At 56.5% G+C, this 14,444-nt stretch carries 14 protein-coding genes; 9 read left to right on the top strand and 5 right to left on the bottom strand.

Annotated elements, in window-relative coordinates; translation table 11 throughout:
• Nucleotides 1-338 precede the first annotated feature (338 nt).
• Nucleotides 339-2,168, bottom strand: a complete 1,830-nt coding sequence (gene mnmG / locus CA54_RS16450; protein ID WP_146371897.1) for a tRNA uridine-5-carboxymethylaminomethyl(34) synthesis enzyme MnmG — start codon at nt 2,166-2,168, stop codon at nt 339-341.
• Between the two features lie 306 nt (nt 2,169-2,474).
• Here mnmG and tpx point away from each other — a divergent pair, with 306 nt between their 5' ends.
• The gene (gene tpx, locus CA54_RS16445; protein WP_146371896.1) at nt 2,475-2,993 is read left to right on the top strand and encodes a thiol peroxidase; all 519 of its coding nucleotides are present in this window, start codon (nt 2,475-2,477) and stop codon (nt 2,991-2,993) included.
• Nucleotides 2,994-3,095: 102 nt separating this feature from the next.
• On the opposite strand, the gene CA54_RS16440 is transcribed toward tpx, so the two are convergent.
• The gene (locus CA54_RS16440) at nt 3,096-3,983 is read right to left on the bottom strand and encodes a DMT family transporter (protein ID WP_146371895.1); all 888 of its coding nucleotides are present in this window, start codon (nt 3,981-3,983) and stop codon (nt 3,096-3,098) included.
• 88 nt (nt 3,984-4,071) lie between these two features.
• On the opposite strand from CA54_RS16440, the gene thpR reads away from it, so the two are divergent.
• The 4 genes from thpR to CA54_RS16420 all read left to right on the top strand — a co-directional run bounded on the left by thpR (nt 4,072) and on the right by CA54_RS16420 (nt 6,970).
• Entirely contained in the window at nt 4,072-4,620 is a 549-nt protein-coding gene (gene thpR / locus CA54_RS16435) for an RNA 2',3'-cyclic phosphodiesterase (protein WP_197532509.1), read from the top strand.
• A gap of 151 nt (nt 4,621-4,771) precedes the next feature.
• Nucleotides 4,772-5,503 (top strand): SDR family oxidoreductase, encoded by a 732-nt coding sequence (locus CA54_RS16430; protein ID WP_146371893.1) that lies wholly within the window; start codon nt 4,772-4,774, stop codon nt 5,501-5,503.
• Nucleotides 5,504-5,519: 16 nt separating this feature from the next.
• Nucleotides 5,520-6,290: a methyltransferase family protein gene (locus CA54_RS16425; RefSeq protein ID WP_197532508.1), complete on the top strand. Its 771-nt coding sequence runs from the start codon at nt 5,520-5,522 to the stop codon at nt 6,288-6,290.
• Between the two features lie 371 nt (nt 6,291-6,661).
• Nucleotides 6,662-6,970, top strand: a complete 309-nt coding sequence (locus tag CA54_RS16420; protein WP_146371891.1) for a hypothetical protein — start codon at nt 6,662-6,664, stop codon at nt 6,968-6,970.
• A gap of 31 nt (nt 6,971-7,001) precedes the next feature.
• On the opposite strand, the gene CA54_RS16415 is transcribed toward CA54_RS16420, so the two are convergent.
• Nucleotides 7,002-7,730 carry an OmpA/MotB family protein gene (locus CA54_RS16415; RefSeq protein ID WP_146371890.1) on the bottom strand — a complete coding sequence of 243 codons (729 nt, stop codon included), beginning with the start codon at nt 7,728-7,730 and terminating at the stop codon, nt 7,002-7,004.
• A gap of 288 nt (nt 7,731-8,018) precedes the next feature.
• On the opposite strand from CA54_RS16415, the gene CA54_RS16410 reads away from it, so the two are divergent.
• From CA54_RS16410 to CA54_RS16395, 4 genes are read left to right on the top strand one after another with little or no spacing between them, the layout of a single operon-like run.
• Nucleotides 8,019-9,347 (top strand): hypothetical protein, encoded by a 1,329-nt coding sequence (locus CA54_RS16410; RefSeq protein ID WP_146371889.1) that lies wholly within the window; start codon nt 8,019-8,021, stop codon nt 9,345-9,347.
• Nucleotides 9,344-10,492, top strand: coding sequence for an ABC transporter permease (locus CA54_RS16405; protein WP_146371888.1), 1,149 nt, complete (start codon nt 9,344-9,346; stop codon nt 10,490-10,492). The genes CA54_RS16410 and CA54_RS16405 overlap by 4 nt, the downstream gene beginning before the upstream one ends.
• A gap of 56 nt (nt 10,493-10,548) precedes the next feature.
• Nucleotides 10,549-11,211 (top strand): ABC transporter ATP-binding protein, encoded by a 663-nt coding sequence (locus CA54_RS16400; RefSeq protein ID WP_146371887.1) that lies wholly within the window; start codon nt 10,549-10,551, stop codon nt 11,209-11,211.
• Between the two features lie 60 nt (nt 11,212-11,271).
• The gene (locus tag CA54_RS16395; RefSeq protein WP_146371886.1) at nt 11,272-12,306 is read left to right on the top strand and encodes an ABC transporter permease; all 1,035 of its coding nucleotides are present in this window, start codon (nt 11,272-11,274) and stop codon (nt 12,304-12,306) included.
• A 106-nt stretch (nt 12,307-12,412) separates the two neighbouring features.
• Here CA54_RS16395 and CA54_RS16390 read toward each other — a convergent pair whose 3' ends face one another.
• Nucleotides 12,413-13,270, bottom strand: coding sequence for an NAD(+)/NADH kinase (locus tag CA54_RS16390; protein ID WP_146371885.1), 858 nt, complete (start codon nt 13,268-13,270; stop codon nt 12,413-12,415).
• A 98-nt stretch (nt 13,271-13,368) separates the two neighbouring features.
• A complete protein-coding gene (locus tag CA54_RS16385; protein ID WP_146371884.1) occupies nt 13,369-14,328 on the bottom strand; it encodes an FkbM family methyltransferase in 960 nt (319 codons plus the stop codon).
• Nucleotides 14,329-14,444 lie beyond the last annotated feature (116 nt).

Here is a 14,444-nt window from a genome sequence, read left to right as displayed (position 1 = left end):
CGGGTGACTGGATGGCCCTGGTGAACCGCTCCAGTCCAAAACACTCATCGTCGTATGAACGTGACTTCCAATGCCAATTACGTTCAGTGCCAATTTGATTTTTCAGTGTCAACAGTCAATAAACAATAACCGAGTCAACGCCAAGCTGCTTAAATATGGCCAAATGGGCATATTCAGGCAAACGGGAAGACTGCAGAATGCTTACCGATTTTACCGTTGATCCACATTATATCCATTCTGCGGAATCGTGCAATACCCTTCGTATTCGCCGTGCGCCCCCAAATGGCGAGGCTTATGGTGCCCTTTGCAGAGTCACAATATTACTCGTCTTATGGTCCCTAAGATGCGACCCGACTTGGGTCTTCAAGATACAAAAGCACGATTGCCAAATCCGCCGGAGTGATCCCGCTGATCCGCTCCGCGTGCGAAATATCACGGGGAGCAATCTTCGCCAATTTTTCTTTTGCTTCCGTCCGCAATTGCGGAACCGCGTGGTAATCAAACTCTGCCGGAATGGGGACGGCGGCTAATCGTGCTTGCTTGGCGATTTGGGATGTTTGGCGACGAATGTATCCCGCGTATTTTGTTTCAATCGTGATTTGTGTTTGTGCCTGCGGTGACAAATTCAACGCGGCCGCTTCGGAAGAAATTGCGCACAACTGCGTCCAATCGACTTCGGGTCGTCGTAAGACTTGTTCCAACTTGTTCCCCTCGTGGAATTTCGTCGAGAGCAATGCGGCTGCGCGGGCCAGTTCTTCCTCCAACGATTGCAGTCGTTGCATCCGCTCGTCATCGACCAGTCCCGCGGCATGGGCCAATCGCGTCAGCCGTCGATCCGCATTGTCGTGCCGCAATAATAACCGGTACTCTGCCCGTGACGTGAACATGCGATACGGTTCATCGACTCCCTTGGTCACCAAGTCGTCGATCAATACGCCGAGATACGCTTGGTCGCGGTCCAGAATCAAGGGCGGTTTTCCGGCGATTTTCAAAGCGGCATTGCAACCCGCCAGCAGCCCTTGCCCGGCCGCCTCTTCATATCCGGTGGTCCCGTTGATTTGTCCGGCAAAATACAATCCAGCGACTGTTTTGGTTTCCAACGTCGCATGCAACTGCGTGGGGACGGCGAAGTCGTATTCGACCGCATAGCCGTAACGCATAATTTCGGCTCGTTCCAAGCCGGGAATCATGCGCATCATTTTGTCCTGCACATCGCGCGGCAGACTGGTGGAGATGCCGTTGCAATAATACTCCCGCGTATTGCGGCCCTCCGGTTCCAGAAATATCTGGTGCCCCGTTTGTTCGGCGAACCGCACGACTTTATCTTCGATGGAGGGGCAGTACCGCGGACCGGTGGTTTGGATTTGTCCGCTATACATCGGCGCGCGGTGCAGATTCTCACGAATCAGGTCATGCACTTGGGGTGTAGTTGTCGTCAGATGGCAATCCATCTGTGGTTGTGTGATGCGATCGGTGAGGAACGAAAAGGGTTGCGGATCGTCGTCGCCCGGTTGACGTTCGGTGGCAGCGAAATCGATCGTGCGTCCGTTCAATCGCGCCGGGGTACCGGTTTTGAAACGATCGAGTTCGAAATTCAATTCTCGCAAACTGTCGGATAACGTCCCGGTGGTCCCTTCGCCCGCGCGGCCGCCAGCCGTCTTGGCTTCGCCGGTGTGCATCACTGCTTGCAGAAACGTGCCGGTCGTCAACACCACAGCTGGGGCGCGATAAACCGCATTGCCGCGGACTCGGACGCCCGTCGCGATTCCGTCTTCGACCAACAACTGCTCGACCAATTCTTGCCGCAAGGTCAGGTTCTCTTGATCCTCAACGACACATTTCATGTAGAACTGATACGCTTTTTTATCAGCCTGTGCGCGGGGGCTGTGCATGGCGGGGCCTTTGCCCCGATTGAGCATGCGGAATTGGATGCCGGTTTCGTCGATGGCCCGCCCCATCCAACCGCCGAGTGCGTCGATTTCGCGGACAATTTGCCCTTTGGCAATTCCGCCGATCGCCGGATTGCAACTCATGGCGGCGACCGTGTCGCAACTCATACTGAGCAGCGCGGTCTTGGCCCCCATCCGCGCGGCCGCTAGCGCAGCCTCAACACCGGCGTGCCCCGCCCCCACCACAACCACATCAAAATGATAAACCGAGTCCGTCATAACTCACGACAACTTCCACAACCAGATACGAAATTCGAGGACCGAGAACAGGGCTGTCCCCCGGAATTAAATGACCTACACATCCACTTTCCGGTTCGCAATCACCCTCGGCCGCCGCCATTCTAAGCAACTTGGGCCGAAGAAGAAACTGCGCACCTGTAACGCTTGCAAGTCGAGTTTGAATCGCCATACTTCAAGGCATATTGGATTTTGCACTCAGTAGCGGCCGGTCGGCCGCGTCGGCGAACCACGCTGTGGAAACGCGCTGATCACCATTTTGGAAAATAGGATTCAAGGAGCACAACCATGGCTGATACTCGTAAAGGAGCGGTCACGCTCAAAGGCGGTCCGGTGGATTTGGTCGGACCGGAACTCAAAGTTGGCGACGATGCCCCCGATTTCACACTGCAAGGCGCGGACCTGAGCGACATCACATTGGCCAGCTCGGCTGGTAAAACGCGGATCATCGCCACCGTGCCGTCGCTGGATACGCCGACCTGCCACAAAGAAACCAAACAATTCAACGAAGTCGCCGGCACGTTGGACAACGTCGAAGTCCTGTGCGTGAGCATGGATTTGCCGTTCGGTCAAAAACGTTGGTGCGGAGCCGAAGGCGTGGAAAACGTCTCCTGCCTGAGCGGCCACCGCTGCACGAAATTCGGTGACGATTATGGCGTGACCATTTCCGGCGGTCCACTGGATCGCGTCTTGGCCCGAGCGATCTTTGTGATCAGTCCGGACAACAAATTGACACACGTTGAATACGTCAGCGAAATCGCCGACGAACCCAACTATGACGCTGCCCTGGCCGCCGCCAAAGGGTAACGTTTGTCGCGATGTTGAACGTAAAACAGAACAGGGCATGGGGGCCAATTCCCCGTGCCCTGTTTCGTTCAACCGACGGGAGCGCGCGGCACTCCGAGAAAATCACTGCCCGCCTCCACGGACTTTCCATCCTCTCAGTGAGCGCAGGCACAATCCGGCCGCAATCATGGCGCCGCCGATCAGCGTTGGGCCAGGAATGCTTTCATTCCAAACCAGCCAGACCCACAACGGATTGCAAATCGGCTCGAACAACGGGATCAAGGCGGCTTCTTGGATGGGAATGTAGCGTAAACCCCGCGAAAACAACACGTAGGGAATTGCCATTTGCATGACTCCCAACAGGATGATCATGCTCCATTGCATGCCGTCCGGAACCGCGCTGCCCGACAGGACCCAAGGCAACAGCACGCCACAGCTGACAACGTGACAAAGCGCAATGAGCCAAGGACCGTTTTCCTCACGCAGGACGCGCAGACTGACGACCACGCCGCCATAGGCGAACCCACTGCCCAACCCCATCAACGTGCCCCAAAACCGCTCGTTATTCCAATCAGCAGCCACAATCCAAGAAATGCCGGCCAAGGCGAATCCGAGCGCCACCATGTTACGGCGTTCCAGCGGCTCCTTCAAAAAGACCACGCCGAACAGCGACGCCCAAAACGTACTGGTGTATTGCAGAAAAATCGCCGCTGCTGCGGTGGTGTAAGTCATCGCCGAAATAAATAGCCAGTTCATCGCAGCAAACGAACAAACCAACGGAACCAGCGCAGGGCGAAATCGAATGCGGCTGTAATTCACGAACGGCAACAGACAAATTGCCGCCGCTGCTGCCCGATAACAGGCAATCGTCGGGCCGCGTTCCGACTGCGGCATCAACTGCTGCAGCGGAGGGCTCTTGACGATGACACCACTGGTACTCCAGAGCAGCGCCGCCGCAACAACCAGCAGTCGCCCGCGGGAAATCGATCGTGTTGTGGAATCGTCAAGCATATTGTCATAAAGTCATCAGGGAGGTCCCTGAGCAGTAGACGTCATCGACAGCGGACCGGCAAGTCAAAACCGAACAGGTTGTGTAACTTTGCTGCGGACATTTCTTGCATTCCGAATCGCTGCCAATCCGAAATTGCAGCGCGTGCACGCCGATCTGGGTGAACTGGGACGATCCGTCCGCCCGGTCGCGCCAGAGAATTGGCACGTGACGCTTAAATTTCTGGGCGACCCCCAAGAGGAGTTGATTGCCCCCCTCACAGACATCCTCAACAAGGCGGCGGCCGGACGGGAGCCATTCCTGGTCGATCTCCACGGGATGGGAGCGTTTCCGCATCTGCGCCGTCCAAATGTTGTGTGGGTTGGATTGCGCACAGATGCCGGATTGGGGGAATTGGTGGAGACGTTCCATGAACGCCTAACACCGTTGAGATTCTCCCGCGAATCACGCCCCTTTGCTCCACACCTCACGGTCGCTCGTATTAAAGGGACTGCACCGGTGGAACTCGCGACTTATGTCGCCCACAACGCTAACACCGATTACGGAAGTCACATCGTTGAATCCTTGGAACTGTATCAGTCTGAACTGACGTCCCGGGGTGCCCGATATACCGTAATGGCAGCGGCTGAATTGAGATAGCGACCTTCGCCACCCTGGAATCAGTGCTCCTGGCAACCGTTGCGCCTGGGCCGAGGTACCAAATTTGGGTGAAATATTCTTGAGGCTGTCAACTAGAGACGCTAAGATAATCTAGGCTAAACAGGCAACCTGAATAGAAAAGGCGTAGTTTATGCCACAACTCGACGGTCAAGTTTGTGTGATTACCGGTGCGAATCAAGGGATTGGCAAAGCCATTGCCGAAGCATTCGCCGCCGAAGGAGCCAAGTTGGCGCTCTGTGCGCGAAACATGGAGAAGCTTGGCAAAGTTGAAAAAGAATTGACGCAAGGGGGCGCCGACGTCTTGGCGGTTTCCACCGATGTCTCTGACGATGCGGCGGTTGAGCAGTTTTTCAGCCTCATCCAGGAGCGGTTTGGTCGTGTGGATGTGCTGATCAACAACGCGGGCGCCTTCGATGGGGGCCGGCTGGATCAGGTGACGACCGAGGGTTGGAACAATGTGATCGGTGCCTGCTTGACCGGCGCGTTCCTTTGTAGCCGCAGTGCCTTCTCCATGATGAAAGAACAGGGAGGCGGTCGGATTATCAACATCGGTTCGATTTCCGCCCAACGCACCCGCGAGGCATGTGGTCCGTATACAGCGGCGAAATTCGGCGTGTGGGGATTGACGCAAGCGACCGCTCTGGACGGGCGGCCTTTTGGAATCATCTGCAGTTGCCTGCACCCCGGAAACGTGCGGGTCGAACGTCGTGTTGAATCCGGTTTGAATTCTGATGACGAACCCATGATGAGCATGGAAACGATTGCCAAAGTCGCGCTGACGATGGCCACCTTACCGCCTGAGGTGAATATGTTGGAGGCGATTGTGCTACCCAATGAACAACTTTACATCGGCCGAGGCTGACACCAGGGGAACCCATATGAACATATTTCAAGCTGCACAACCTTGGGAATACCGATGGCGCATCGCGATACTCTTTTTGAGCCAACCCGTGCTGGCTGCCATCTATTATTTTTGGAATGGATCCCAGGGCGTCTGGTACGCGCCCCCGATTGATCCGACCTATGGATTCATCGCCACGTTGCTGGCCGGTTGCGGACTGGCGATCCGCATTTGGGGGACGAGTTTCTTAACTGCGGAAGTCGTCACCGGTTTGACGGCCCGCAATGACCGTTTGGTGGTCGGGGGCCCGTTTGCCGCCATACGCAACCCGCTGTACGTCGGCACGCTGTTGATTTTTGCCGGTTTTGGAATGTTCTTTGGACCGGTGTTCGCCGCGATTTTTGTCGCCGTGCATTGGCTGCGTTACGGTCGCGTGATCCGGTACGAAGAAGGCTTTTTGAAACAGGAATGGGGCGCTCAGTTTGACGCCTATTGCAAAACCGTGCCGCGTTGGTGGCCCATCACGATCAGCCGTCAACATTTTGCCGGGCCGTTTGCCACGATTGACGGTATTCTGGGCAATGGCGTATTTTTTGGCATGTTTTTGGGTTATTCCGCTTCGGTGTGGTATGGGACGCTTGAACCGTTGGTCCATTTTGAAGCCCTGGGGTGGATGGTTTCCGGCATTGCCTTACTGCGGACACGGTATCTGGGCGATCAGGCGGAGGCACAGCTTCCCGACCTTACCGCCGGTATGCAGTTGGCTGCTCAGGAAAGTCCTGCCGGTCAATCGCGGCATGCGGGTTGATGCCGGCCAAAACCGACTTGGCCTTCAGTCCGCGCCGGTTTTTGCGACGTTTTGAGACAAGCCCAGCCGATGTAAAAGCAGGAACGAATAGTTGGGAACTTCCCCGCTGATTCTGTTCCGATCAATCAACCACACGTGCTGGCCCCCATTGTTTTCTGAGGGGGCCGGCAACGTTCATCCATGAGCCCCGCCTTGAAGGCACGGGACTCAACTGCTCGCGACTTCTCTCGGCCAGCGAGACGGGGAACCGGGCGGCCACCATTATTTGCTGTCGGTCTAGAAACCGAGATCGGAAGATGGTTGGCCAAAGTGTATGTCCGGGGATGGTTGATTTTCTCATTAATATTTCCAACTCACCGAGGAGGCGCGATATGGCCGGGACCACGGACGTTGGCATGGATGTAGTAGACGAACTACGATTACGGAGATGGGCGAGGCAACACCATGTGGCGAGCGAAGAGCGGGATGCGACTTGGCATCCGATTGTGCTCGACGAGATGCGCCGCCGCGACAGTGAGCATGAGATGACGCTCAAGCCGCATGCCTTTTCCGGCGCACTGGTGCCCCTTGCACCGCATCAAACGCTGGCGACCCACCGGCAACCCGCGCTGACCAAATCGGAAGGGACCTTGCTGTTTCGCATCGATTCCGCCGCTGAATCGGCAAGCCCGAACAGCTAATTCGGCGAATTCGAATTACCGCAGCGCTGCGTCATTCTTCGGCATCGGCTGTCCCTACGAACTCTTGCGCGTAGGTGTCCAAGACGAAGACGGTGACACGGGCGTGATCGACGGAATCTTCATCTCCGATGTCGTCGATCGGCTCGGTGTCGCCGGCGGCGCTGATCCGCAATCGGCGTTGTTCAACTCCATCGCGGACGAGTAAATCGGCAACGGCGCGCGCCCGTTGATAAGAGAGCTGCACCTTATCCAATTGAGGATCCTGGGGGACTTCGTCGTTTGACGAATGTCCCCGCACTTCAATCTTGTTCGGTTTGCCGGCAAGCTTTTCGGCAATCGTGCGAACAATAGCGGCTACCTCCGGCGAGACTTTGCTGCTTCCCCTCTTGAAGGAAAGCTCGCCCCCGATCGTAATCGCCGTCCCTTCACGCCCGCGGAATACACGGAGATGCGTCCCGTCGGGTGCCTTGATACGCACGCCCCCGGTGCCCCGTTTTTTCTTGGGGACATCGTCGCGAAAGGCGCCCAGCGATTTCATCCTCTCCACCAGACTATTCAGTGGATAGTTCTTCCCCGCCGGAGCTGCGGGAGCCGTGCTGTATCCCAAATATCCATGCAGCGCCGCCATCACGGCGCGGTATTTCGAATCCGCGACGACTTCGCTGAGCGAGACGAGCATGATAAAAAAGGTCAACAACAGTGACATCATGTCACCGTAAGTCACGACCCATTCTGGGACGCCCGCAGGTTCGTCATCCATGGCAATTCTCTACCTACGTGATGCACAATGCTTTTTGGCGGTGGCTGCTGAAGAGCGAAATTCTCTCGCCCTGTACACTTGTGTCGGAATTCCGAGCGGACCGGCTAAAGTGTTATCGTCGTTACGGTCCGCCCGACTTCTCTCGATTCCCCTGCCCCGGCAGCGACCACCACGGCAGGAATGATGCCCATCTCAAAAGCCCTCGGCCCGTTGAGCATGTACAACAGCGAATCGGCCACTTATCTTATAACCAGGAGACAACGCGACTTCTTTCCAGAATTGGCATGCATGTTGAGACGATTTTGCAATAACCAGCTGAAGCGGACGGCGCGAATTTTGTATTGCGCCGTCTGTGTCGCGTTCTGCTTAGCGCCGGCGACCGCCACGGCTTGCAAGTACTCGGTGCGGGATGTCGGTTTTGTGGATCTCAGTTCGCAGCCGTATCGTTTGTATTGTTTTCTGGATAGCGACTCACACGCGGATTTCGCGGCGGAATTTCTCAAAACCGCCCAGTCACGGTTTGCGGATAGCAATGTGATCGCCGAAGTCATCGACGTCGTCGCGAATCCCGATCACCCTGCATTGAAATATCGCTCCGCAACAGCAGCGAGTGACGCGCCGGAACTCGTGTTGGTCGCTCCAGAGTCCGATTTGTATCCGTTGCCAGTAGCTGTCTCCGCAACAGAAATGGGCAATGAACTGAGTCGTCTGGTCGCCTCTCCCTTGCGCGATCAGATTTGGAATTCCATCGTTGAGGCTTATGCGGTTGTGGTTGTGATCGAAGGGGAATCAGCAGAAGAAAACCGCCGCGCTGCCGACGCGGGCCGTTTCGCGATAAAGCAGTTGAACGGCATTATGGCCCAGATGGATAAACCGGTCGATACGCCTCCTAAGTTGTTAACCGTTTCCGCGGAACAGGCGGCGCAGGAACCGGTGTTGCTTTGGAGTTGGGGACTCAGTGCGGAAGAACGTAAGGAACCGGCGGTGGTGACGCTATTTGGACGGGGACGCCAACTCGGACCGGTCGTCACCGGCAGTGACATCAGCGGCACGGAATTGTTTGAGACCTTGGCGCTCGTGGGCAAGTCGTGTGAGTGCGAATTGGACCGCAGTTGGATGCAAGGACCGATGTTTCCGCACGCCTGGGACATCAACCGGCAAGCAGACGTAACTCGGGCCTTGGGGTTTGATGCGGAAAACCCGCTGATCAAAGTCGAGATCAGCCGCATCATCGCCCGCGGCGACCAAAACCGCTCAGCCAAGGATGCAGTCGATGCCATTGCCATCGACCCTTTGCTCGGATACGGAGAATTCGATGTCGATACCGTTTCAATTGATGAATCTCCACTCGATGAAGCGCCGCTCGATGAGGAATCGGCCGACAGCCTCTCGACCGCGGATGACGCACCCGAGAAGCCGATAACCACCGAAGTTCCCCCTGCGGTTGTCGCGTCAAAACCCAACGCAACAACCACCACTGACGAGACCGCGGCGGAGCCAGAAGAAACATCACGCTTAGCATCGAGAGACATGGCAGTGATTACGACCGCCCTGCTTTGCATCGTCGCAATAGGCGGCGGGTTGTTTTTGCTGTATCGCAGGCAGGGACAGGCATGATCGGGACAATGCGCTTAATCATTAACGAGATCCGCTATCGCAAATTCAACTTTCTGTTGAGTCTCGGCGCTGTGGCTGCGGCGACGGCGATCTTTGTTGCCTTTCACACGATCACAACGGCGCAAGAGCGAGAGACGCGCCGCGTGACCCGTGACCTGGGCTTCAATCTCCGCGTGATTCCTCGCGAAACCGATATGGATCGGTTTTATGCAACCGGCTACTCGGACCTCACCATGGACGAACAAGCCGTGCATCGCTTGGTCGAATATCCGGGTCTGTCTTACAACCATCTGGTCGCCACATTGCAGCGACATTTTGAATTGAGCGGAGTCCCGGTGTTGCTGACAGGGATTTCCAACGAATATGCCCCACCGGGTCAAAAAAAGAAACCGATGATCTTCACCGTTCCACCGGGCAAGGTCTATGTTGGTTTCGAAGTCGCGCAGCGGTTGAACATCAAAAACGGAGAGACGCTCGATGTCGGTGGAAAGTCCTTTGTGGTGGAACGCACGCTCTCTGAAACGGGAACCAGTGAGGACGTGCGCGTCTCTGCCAACCTATCGGACGTGCAAGACATCTTAAGTGAGCCGGGCCGAATCAATGAAATTCAAGCGATTGATTGTTTGTGTATGACACCCGACGAAGACCCATTGGGAATTCTCCGCAGCGAATTGGATTCGGCCTTTCCCGATGCCAAGGTCATCATGCTTAAGTCGATGGCCGAAGCACGGGCGCGGCAACGGCAATCGGCGGAAAAGTTTTTTGCCTATTTGACGCCCATCATTCTCATCGGCTGCGCGTTGTGCGTCGGGGCGTTGGCGATGATGAACGTCAACGATCGTCGCCAGGAGGTCGGCCTGTATCGCGCGTTGGGACGGTCCTCAGCACGGATCATGGCGCTATTTATTGGAAAGGCGATTGTGATTGGTTTGTGCGGCGCAGCGGCCGGTTTTTTCCTCGGTGGGGCATTGGCCTTAAACCTCGGACCGATAATCTTCCCCGTGACCGCCGCCGCCATCAAGTGGCCTTGGCCGCTACTCAACGCATCATTAGCGGCGGCTACGGGGTTTACGGTGATTGCCAGTTTTCTGCCCGCCGCAGCAGCCGCAGCACAAGACCCCGCTGTGGTATTGCGTGACACCTAGACCGCGCCACGGTAAAAATAAGCCGCTCACTCAGTATAAGAAACTTCGTTGACGTCATGATTCGATTCGAACACATCACCAAAACGTACCGCAAAAAATCAGCGGATGTCTCGGCGCTGGCCGATGTCTCGCTAGAAATTGCGACTGGTGAATTCGTCTCCGTCCGGGGTTCGAGCGGCAGCGGCAAGACCACCTTGCTGCTGACGACCGCCGGCATGTTGCGTCCCTCAAGCGGGCGCGTGTTGATGGGGGACCGAGAGTTATACGCGCTCCCACAACACGAACGGGCGACGATTCGCAGCCATGAGATCGGCTTTGTATTTCAAATGTTTCACCTCGTCCCCTATCTGAACGTGTTGGACAATGTGCTGTTGGCCGGGACGGGCAAGTCATCCCGCGATGAGGCGATTCGTTTATTGGACCACCTAGGAATGTCGGGACGCGCGGGACATCATCCGGCCGAGTTGAGTGCGGGGGAATGTCAACGGACGGCATTGGCGCGTGCGTTTTTGAATTCTCCCAAGTTAATTCTGGCGGACGAGCCGACCGGCAATCTCGATCCGAAAAATGCCACAGTGGTCATGGAGCAATTGAAGGCATATCAAAAATTGGGTGGCACGGTGATTGTGGCGACGCATAGCGAACGCATGGACGAGGTCGCCGACCGCGTCGTGCATTTAGAACATGGCCGGTTACGAACGATTAATGCGGGCAACTAAAACGTACATCACCAACCGAAACTGCAAACACCACGAAGCATTGAAGAACTGAGTTGACGCATGACGGAATTGGAAGAGAAGATAAACCATTCGGTACTGAGCCGTTTCAGCCTACGCGACTTCGCGCCGCTGATCAGCCTGTTTGTCATTGTGATGTTCTTCACGCTGACCAACGACGAGTTCCTGTCGTTCGGACGCTTACGGCTTGTTCTGCAGCAAGGGGCCGTATTAGCGATCGTGTCGACCGGATTGACGTTCGTGCTGTTGTGCGCGGAAATTGATTTGTCGGTCGGCATGTTGGCGCTGTGGACCGCATGCGCTTGCGGTGTGTTGTACGAACAACCATTCGCTGCCGGGGAAGGCGGTCAAGGAGATATTTCGGTGACAACCCTTGTGGTGGTCATCGTCGTTCCGCTGGTCAGCAGTCTGTTGTTGGGTTTGATTTCGGGGCTGTTAACGGTTTCGTCGCGGTTGCCCAGTTTTATCATCACGCTCGCCATGATGAACATCGCCGACGGGTTGTCGAAAACGCTGACGCAGAGCGAAAAATTTTCCGTGCCCGAGGTGCTCAAAGAGATCGGCAACGGGCGGTTGCGCGTGACGGACGATTTCTATTTGCCGTACTCCGCAATCTTGGCAGCTGCCGTGATGATTCTGGGCCACCTGGTATTGCAACATACCCGCTTCGGCCGTTACGTTTATATGACCGGTGGCAATCGCGAAGCCGCGCGGTTGGCGGGGGTGCGAACGGGGTGGATCGTGATCGCTTGCTTGGCCATTTGTGCTGTGACGGCCGGCTTGGGCGGCCTGGTGAATGCCGGACGGTTGGGGAGCGTGACGTTGGATCAAAACGGCGAGTTATTGCTCAGCGCCGTGGCCTGTGTGGTGTTGGGCGGGACGAGCCTGTTTGGCGGCGAAGGAGGCATCGGCCGGACGGTGATCGGTGTCCTCACCTTCAGCGTGTTGGGCGTCGGCCTGAGCGGATTGATCTCCCAAGTCGATTTCCTGGAAGACCGCATGCGACCGCTGTTGATGGGCGTGGTGCTGATGACCGCACTGGTAATCAACGGATTTCTCTCCCGCAAATCTGGTTAGTCGCACAGCTTCGTGGCATGAGGTTTCTTCGTGGGGGAGAATCGCTCGTCCTGCGAAGATAAGTGCGTCGATAGGCAGCCTACGGACGAGGTTTCAACCGGTGTCATCAGTGTTGCTGATAGCGGGGTTGGCCGGCCCAGCCGAGTTTTCTGTGCAGTGTGCGGTAGTAGCTGTGGCCGGGAAGCTTCAGCATGTGCATCGAGACCGATGCGCGGGTGACTTCGATACGGTCGGCCGCCGTCAGTGGTTCGTGGATCTGCCCATCGATGACCAGCGTGACCCCTTCGGCGCATTTGGGCACGGTCAGGGCATAGACGCAGTCGGCGCGATCGACCAGCGGACGAACGGTCAAGGTGTGTGGGCAGATCGGCGTGATTACAAAGGCCGGCAAGTCCTGTCGCAAAATCGGACCGCCCGCGGAAAGGTTGTGCGCTGTAGAGCCGACCGGCGTGCTGATAATCAACCCGTCGCCGCTGTAAGTCGTGACCGGATCTCCATCGATCTCCAGATGCACATCGATCATCGAAAACGATGCGCCAGCCGAGATGGCGACTTCATTCAGTCCCAGATGGACCCGCTCTTCGCCTCCCTGGCGGATCAAGCGGCATTGGTACATCAGGTAATCGACAACCGTGTATTCCCGGGCCAGAAGTTTGGGTATATCCTGGCAGAATTCCTTGGGGGAAACGTCGGCCAGAAATCCGAGTCGGCCGAGATTGATGCCCAAGATGGGAATCTGATGCATCCCCATCTGCCGACAGGCGCGTAAAATCGATCCGTCTCCGCCGAGCACCACGGCAATGTCCGCAGGACAGTCTTTAAAATCGGTCTCGCCATATTCCACGCCGACAATTTCAATGCCCACCTGCGCCTCCAGCACCGGGCGCAATGCATCCCAAGCGGCCTGAACGTGCGGAGCTTGGTCACGAGCGATGATGATCAGTTTCAACGGTGGCGGCGACATGGCGGAATTTGGCCAGAAGGAGGGTCGGGATGGGAACGGCTGCAACATGAAGTATACGGGGAATCGGCCCCGGAAGGGAGTGCGCCGCCCCGGTCGGCCTACGCCGCCTTGGTCGCAACCGCGTGGCGACGGTCCGCATAGAGCATTCTGGCCTGTGTCGCCGTCGTGGTCGGCATGTCGCGGTCGAGCTGGACTTGGAATCCTGCGGAACGCAAATGGTCGATCAATTTCAACAGTCGCGACGGCGGATAGGTTTCCGAGATGTGCACCTCCATCACGATCCGCTCGATTTTTTGGAGGGTCTGCTCGTCGGTCGCCAAAAAGGCATCGTATTCCGAACCTTCAATATCGCACTTCAACAAGTCGACGGTTTCGCAATTCGCCCAGGCGATCAGGTCCGCCAGAGAGATGCTCTGGGTCGTTTCGTAATCCGTGTCGGTGGATTGTTGTTCGGACCAATTGCGATCCACGGAATGCCCGCCGGAGTTGCGGGAGTTGTGATACAACTTCAGCGTTTCCCCGGAATGAGCTGAGACCGCCAGATGCAAGACATCCTCAGCGACGCCGTCGTTGAGTTTCAGATTCCGCAGTGTGTGCCGATAGTTCTCGCCAACTGCTTCGACAGAAATCACCCGCTCGGCTTTGCTCAGCAAGGCGGATGAAAACAACCCTGCGTTGGCTCCCAGATCGATCACCGTTCCCAACCGCTGGTCATGGCCGGACAGATTGTAGTCGTCGTCGATGAAAATCTCGTGGAAGATGAAAAAATCCTGCGTGCCGGGCCGTAGCAGCACCGATTGTCCCCGCCACTCGATTTGTACCAAACCGTCTTCGGTGAAATCGATCGGCGGCCGATGCTCGAAGTACCAGTCCCACAATTTGTGGTCGCGGCCTTGGCGGGAAAATTTCGCGGTGCGTCCCGAGCGGAGCGTGAGCGAAAATGCGGATTTCCCCATGAACGCCAAATTGCACAATGCGCGCAACGGCGATTGAAACAATTCGCGGCAATAGCCATAGCGCACGGGCGAAAATAATGAGGAAAGCCGTCTGATTTGCATGCGTAGCGCCTTTACCTATCGCTCAACCGGTCGGGAAATCGGCCGCAGCTATAAGGAATTGCCGCAGGCGTGTCAATCCGAAGCGGGGAGCCAGCACACCGGGCTCGGCTATCTCA

Origin of the sequence: Symmachiella macrocystis, from assembly GCF_007860075.1 — a bacterium.
Taxonomy (GTDB): Bacteria; Planctomycetota; Planctomycetia; order Planctomycetales; family Planctomycetaceae; genus Symmachiella; species Symmachiella macrocystis.
The sequence above is the reverse complement of the archived record's forward strand: the minus strand, read 5'-3'. Positions and strand labels throughout refer to the sequence as shown.

What these genes read in the sequence shown, in the direction of transcription:
- mnmG (WP_146371897.1), bottom strand. Translation starts at nt 2,168, where the DNA reads ATGACGGACTCGGTTTATCATTTTGATGTGGTTGTGGTGGGGGCGGGG.
- tpx (WP_146371896.1), top strand. Translation starts at nt 2,475, where the DNA reads ATGGCTGATACTCGTAAAGGAGCGGTCACGCTCAAAGGCGGTCCGGTG.
- CA54_RS16440 (WP_146371895.1), bottom strand. Translation starts at nt 3,983, where the DNA reads ATGCTTGACGATTCCACAACACGATCGATTTCCCGCGGGCGACTGCTG.
- CA54_RS16430 (WP_146371893.1), top strand. Translation starts at nt 4,772, where the DNA reads ATGCCACAACTCGACGGTCAAGTTTGTGTGATTACCGGTGCGAATCAA.
- CA54_RS16425 (WP_197532508.1), top strand. Translation starts at nt 5,520, where the DNA reads ATGAACATATTTCAAGCTGCACAACCTTGGGAATACCGATGGCGCATC.
- CA54_RS16420 (WP_146371891.1), top strand. Translation starts at nt 6,662, where the DNA reads ATGGCCGGGACCACGGACGTTGGCATGGATGTAGTAGACGAACTACGA.
- CA54_RS16415 (WP_146371890.1), bottom strand. Translation starts at nt 7,730, where the DNA reads ATGGATGACGAACCTGCGGGCGTCCCAGAATGGGTCGTGACTTACGGT.
- CA54_RS16410 (WP_146371889.1), top strand. Translation starts at nt 8,019, where the DNA reads ATGTTGAGACGATTTTGCAATAACCAGCTGAAGCGGACGGCGCGAATT.
- CA54_RS16405 (WP_146371888.1), top strand. Translation starts at nt 9,344, where the DNA reads ATGATCGGGACAATGCGCTTAATCATTAACGAGATCCGCTATCGCAAA.
- CA54_RS16400 (WP_146371887.1), top strand. Translation starts at nt 10,549, where the DNA reads ATGATTCGATTCGAACACATCACCAAAACGTACCGCAAAAAATCAGCG.
- CA54_RS16395 (WP_146371886.1), top strand. Translation starts at nt 11,272, where the DNA reads ATGACGGAATTGGAAGAGAAGATAAACCATTCGGTACTGAGCCGTTTC.
- CA54_RS16390 (WP_146371885.1), bottom strand. Translation starts at nt 13,270, where the DNA reads ATGTCGCCGCCACCGTTGAAACTGATCATCATCGCTCGTGACCAAGCT.
- CA54_RS16385 (WP_146371884.1), bottom strand. Translation starts at nt 14,328, where the DNA reads ATGCAAATCAGACGGCTTTCCTCATTATTTTCGCCCGTGCGCTATGGC.